Genomic DNA, 4,621 nt, shown 5'->3' with positions numbered 1-4,621 from the left:
CGAGAGGACAGCGCAGATGTGTGAAGATGGGTGGCTGAATTTATCAGTGATTCCTATATACAACGCATATACAATTGGGGCTTTCTGCGCGACACAATACATTGTTGCACGGAAAGCCCTGTTTTTATACCCGTCTTGATATCAATTGAACCTTCACGGCACTGCTCGCATACGCTTCAACTTGAATTTTATCATTGACTGTGCTATTATCACAAAAGAATACTATAGGAATCGGGTGCATTTTGCCCCGGCATAACAGCTTCACGTTATGCAGAAAGGTTATGAAAGCAATGTCCATTCGCGTCAAACTCCTCTCCATTCTCATCACGCTTTTTGTCTTCATCGTTGCGCTCGTTGGATTCAACTTCCACACGTTCGACCAGCTCAAAGGCGACTCGCCGATGGTGAACGCCTCCGGGTCGCTGCGCATGAAGGCGTACCAGCTCTCGTGGCTCTCCGCGCGTCTCGTCTCGGCGGACGACACGGAAGCCGGCGCGATCCGGAAGAACATCGAAGAATTTATCGCCCAGTACGACAAGATTCTCAAAGGGCTCGATGCAGGCGATCCCGCGCTGAACCTCACGAAAACGGACGATCCTGCCGCACGCGCGCAGCTCGACGCGGTAAAGCCGCGCTGGGAAGCCTACCGCGCGCAGGTTACCGCCGTGATGGACGCGGACAGCCCGGAGGCGCGCACCGCAGCGGACGCCAAGGTCGCGGCTTCCGTCGCGGACTACGTTGCCGAGGTCAATAAGCTCGTCGGCGCATACGACGCCGCAAGTCAGGAAAAGATCGCTGCCTCCAAGACCGTACAGGAGATCGTCATCCTGCTCGCCCTCATCATCGTGGGCGGCGCATTCTTCGTCATATTCACGCAGATTCTGCGCCCGCTCGCTATGTTGACACACTCTTTTGCAGACATTGCAGAGGGGGACGGCGATCTCACGCAGCGGATGCACGCCGAGCGCGACGATGAGATCGGGCAGATCGTACAGTATTTCAATAAATTTGTCGCGAATTTGCAGACCATCATGCGCGGCGCACAGGACGCCGCCAAGCAGGTCTCCGCCCTCTCGACGAACCTCTCGCAGGCGAGCAGCGAGAGCAGCCGTGCCGTCGAACACGTCGCGCACATCATTACGGACGTCGCGGGCGACGCGAACGCACAGAATAGAGATATGCAGGGGCTTTCCGATCGCGTCACCGCCATTGCGGGCAATATGACGCAGATGCTCGACTATGCACAGCATTCGTCCGATCTCTCGGTCGGATCGAAGAAGCACGCGGAAGCGGGGCGCACGAACGTCAGCAATGTCTCGGCGCAGACGGATCGCCTACGCGGCATCGTTGACGAGATGAACGAAAATGTCCAGACGCTCACCCAATACGCGGAGGACATCAACCAGATCGTCGACATCATCAAGGATCTCTCCGGGCAGACCAACCTCCTCGCCCTCAACGCCGCCATCGAGGCCGCACGCGCGGGAGAGTCGGGGCGCGGCTTTGCCGTCGTCGCCGAAGAGGTGCGCAAACTCGCCGAGAACTCCGGCAACGCCGCGGATGAGGTGACGAAAAAAATCGCCGACATCCGCGGCCAGGTCACGCAGACACGCACGGCAAACGATACGCTCGTGCGCGAACTCGACGAGATCATCGCCGTTGTGAAGGGGCTCACTGGCGCACTTGACACCATCCTGGAGAGCTCGCGCGCCAGTGCCGATGCCGTCGCCGAAATCAGCGCGCTCAGTCGTTCGACTTCGTCCGATACGAAGGACATGGAGACGACGACGCAGGGCGTCGCAAAGAGCGCCACGCATATCGCGAGCCTCTCCGAGGACTCCGCCGCCGCCATCGAGCAGCAAACCGCCTCCATCGAGGAGTTCACCGCCACCGCCGAAAACCTCGCGCAGCTCGCATCGAACCTCGAGGGGCTGGTCGGCAAGTTTAAGGTATGATATCGACGTCCCACACATAGAAAAGAGCGCAGGCAGCAATGCCCGCGCTCTTTTTATATGGGTCGTGACCCAGTTGAGCGCGGCATGAAAATCACGATGCAGGAGATCCTCCGAGATCTGTGCCTGCCGATCTGCTTTTGTGATACCGTTCGACTTATGATTGGGATGGTGACTTACTTGACAAGATCTTCTTCGGTCTTTATACTAAAACCAAAGAGGTCAAAGAACCTTTTACCCTCCAGGGGCAATTGAAGCCCGGCGGACTGGTAAAAGGTCTTGGCCTTTCTTTTCTTCTTCTTTTTGCAGTTTGAACTTGACAAGATCTTCTTCGGTCTTTATACTGTAGTTAATGAGGTTGCCTTTTCTAGCTGCCAGGGGGAATTGGACCCCGGCGGGAGCTAGAAATTTGGTAGCCTTTTCTGTTTGCATGCTTTGTACCAGCTTGCGTTTTCTTATTTTCCATTGACAAAAGCCCTTTCTTTCCTTATACTTTGCATTGAGAGGCAGCTCGTTTCTTTCCCCAGGGAGAATTGCACTCCGGCGGATCGGAAGAAACGGGCAGCTTTTTCTTTATCTGCCGCATCCTGCGTCTTCTTCCCTTTCCTCGGGAGCTGCGCTTTGGGACGCGATTTTTTCTTGCTCGGCGAAATTTCCCGCGCTTTTCTTCTGGTGCGTTTCGAAGGCTTCGTTCACTTCCTTGCGGCTGAAGGCGGCTACGGCGCGGTCGTAACCGTAGCCCGCATCCTGCGAGATCACGCTGTAGGGGCTGTTTTCTTGGATCGCCTTGCCGACGAAATCGTAGATGTTTTCCTTGAGGAGGTCGGCATCCACGCGGCCATCGTCGTACTTGCCGTTTCGGAGCGTGTCGATCAGAAAGCGTGCAGCGAAGTCTTCATCGAGCTTCTGCCAGCCTTTTTCGTCGGTCGGCGTGTAGATGGAAAGGCCTTCCTTGAAGGTGTTCTCGCGGAAATTGCGTGCGTAGTCCTTCTGTATTTTCAGCTCGATGCCTTCCTTCGCGTCGTCCGTCGCCTTGAACGCGCCCGGATGGACGGCGAGCGTGCCGTCGGACTGTGCGCCAATTTTGCCGTCCCATCCTTTCTGCCACGGAATCCGGCTGGCTTCGAGCAGCTCGACGATCTTCTCCGTCGTTTCCATATAGACGTCGCGTTTCGGGTGCTTCATTCTGCTTTCCTTCCTTTCATCGGTAGTGTTTTTCATTTGCACGAAGTCTTCTTCCGGCTTTACTTTTTGGATGTCTTTTGATACAATGAATGTACAAAGAGCGTCCATGGCTGCGGATGACGCGCGAAACTCGTTCGCGTGGGTTCTGAGCCATTTGAGGCTCTTCTTTTTGTTGATTCTTCGCCGCGCCATGCCACGCTTGCTGATAGTAGAAATTCCCATCGGAAGTCTTGACACCGGCGAGCATTTCGCGTATACTAACAGTAGTGGGAGCGTGTTGCCGCGTGTTTATGCTAACCCTATGTTGGGTGGGCATCAACGCGGGATCACGCTCCTTATTTGCGTACTGGATTTGATACAGCTCCACTTGCGCTGTTTCTCCAATAAGGCAGCCGTTTCGTTCCTCCGCAATCAAGACAAGCGTGTTCAGTTGGTTATTGTGCTTGACGGGAAGCATGATGTAATAATACGCATTTACCGTATTTTTATGGTGTTGTGCGCGTTTTTGTCCATCGGACATGCCCGAGAGGTTTCTTCCTGCTTTGCGATTTGGCGCGATCTCGATGACGACAGAACTTTTTATGAAATCTTCCATGTTACTCAATACTTTTCCCGTAACCACAAGATTTTTGCGCCTATCCGTCGCCTTATTGCGAACAACATGCCTCTTTCCATAAGGTCTGCTCGAAATGCCAACATTAGCCGAAGCATCAAGCGTGAGTATGGGGCTTTGATGTGCAAGCTGAGCAATGAACGCCGCTGCTTGCTGATTTGTCATACCACGCAGCCAATTGTCCATGGCATCCATATCGAGCACTGGAACGCGCTCATCGAGATCGACGCCTAAAATACTGCACACTTTCCGACGGGCGTGAATTTTTTTCCGAGGCTTTGCCAAAGGGCGATTTTTCCTGTATACTGGGAGTGAAACAGGTGCTGTGACGGAAAGGAGCGCGGACGATGAAAGAGCAGGCGAGCACGCAGGTGCATGATTTGAACGATCCCGATATGGCGGGCGATGTTCTGACGATGGACGAGGTTGTCGCGGAATTCGGCTATGACTGGGGTCCGCCGAACTTCTGGCCGATCGACGAAACACCGACGCAGGAAGAGCTTCAAGAATGGGGACGCAAGATGGGCGTCATGGACTGACCGGAAAGTAACGAATCCGTGCAGGACATATAGACAGTGAAAAAGAATCCCTCCGACGGGACTGTCGTCGGAGGGATTCTTTTTTGTTCTTCACTTGAACGGCACGAAGCCTTTTGGCTTTTCACGTTCATAGGGATAGCTTTTCTTCAGTTCCTCGCTGTAGGGATCGACGAAGAGCAGTTCGCCTTTTCCGTATTCCTTCTGGCGCTCGATCTCCGTATCGAGTTCTTCAGCTTGCTGATCGCGCCGGAGGTGCGTCCTTGCAGCGAGAAGTGCGAGTTACCCAATCAGTCTGCGCCCTTCGGGCTTGACTTCTTGGACTTTCATAGTAA

At 54.3% G+C, this 4,621-nt stretch carries 6 protein-coding genes; 3 read left to right on the top strand and 3 right to left on the bottom strand.

The window, feature by feature from the left end; genetic code table 11:
* The first annotated feature begins 290 nt into the window (after nucleotides 1–290).
* A complete protein-coding gene (locus tag QZ177_RS10325; protein ID WP_009645792.1) occupies nucleotides 291–1,955 on the top strand; it encodes a methyl-accepting chemotaxis protein in 1,665 nt (554 codons plus the stop codon).
* Nucleotides 1,956–2,186: 231 nt separating this feature from the next.
* Here QZ177_RS10325 and QZ177_RS10320 read toward each other — a convergent pair whose 3' ends face one another.
* From QZ177_RS10320 to QZ177_RS10310, 3 genes are all read right to left on the bottom strand, one after another.
* Nucleotides 2,187–2,384 (bottom strand): hypothetical protein, encoded by a 198-nt coding sequence (locus QZ177_RS10320; protein ID WP_037369855.1) that lies wholly within the window; start codon nucleotides 2,382–2,384, stop codon nucleotides 2,187–2,189.
* Between the two features lie 141 nt (nucleotides 2,385–2,525).
* On the bottom strand, nucleotides 2,526–3,137 hold the full coding sequence (locus QZ177_RS10315; RefSeq protein WP_294177386.1) for a hypothetical protein: 612 nt from the start codon (nucleotides 3,135–3,137) through the stop codon (nucleotides 2,526–2,528).
* A 16-nt stretch (nucleotides 3,138–3,153) separates the two neighbouring features.
* Nucleotides 3,154–4,035, bottom strand: a complete 882-nt coding sequence (locus QZ177_RS10310) for a hypothetical protein (protein WP_009645851.1) — start codon at nucleotides 4,033–4,035, stop codon at nucleotides 3,154–3,156.
* A 62-nt stretch (nucleotides 4,036–4,097) separates the two neighbouring features.
* Between QZ177_RS10310 and QZ177_RS10305 the strand changes: the two genes are divergently transcribed.
* Nucleotides 4,098–4,289 carry a hypothetical protein gene (locus QZ177_RS10305; protein WP_009645787.1) on the top strand — a complete coding sequence of 64 codons (192 nt, stop codon included), beginning with the start codon at nucleotides 4,098–4,100 and terminating at the stop codon, nucleotides 4,287–4,289.
* Nucleotides 4,290–4,325: 36 nt separating this feature from the next.
* Nucleotides 4,326–4,621 (top strand): hypothetical protein (locus QZ177_RS10300; protein WP_294177383.1); only part of this gene is annotated, 296 nt, incomplete at its 3' end.

Source organism: uncultured Selenomonas sp. (assembly GCA_905372355.1).
Classification (GTDB): Bacteria; Bacillota; Negativicutes; order Selenomonadales; family Selenomonadaceae; genus Selenomonas.
Note: the sequence above shows the minus strand (reverse complement) of the source record. Positions and strands in the feature narration are given on the sequence as shown.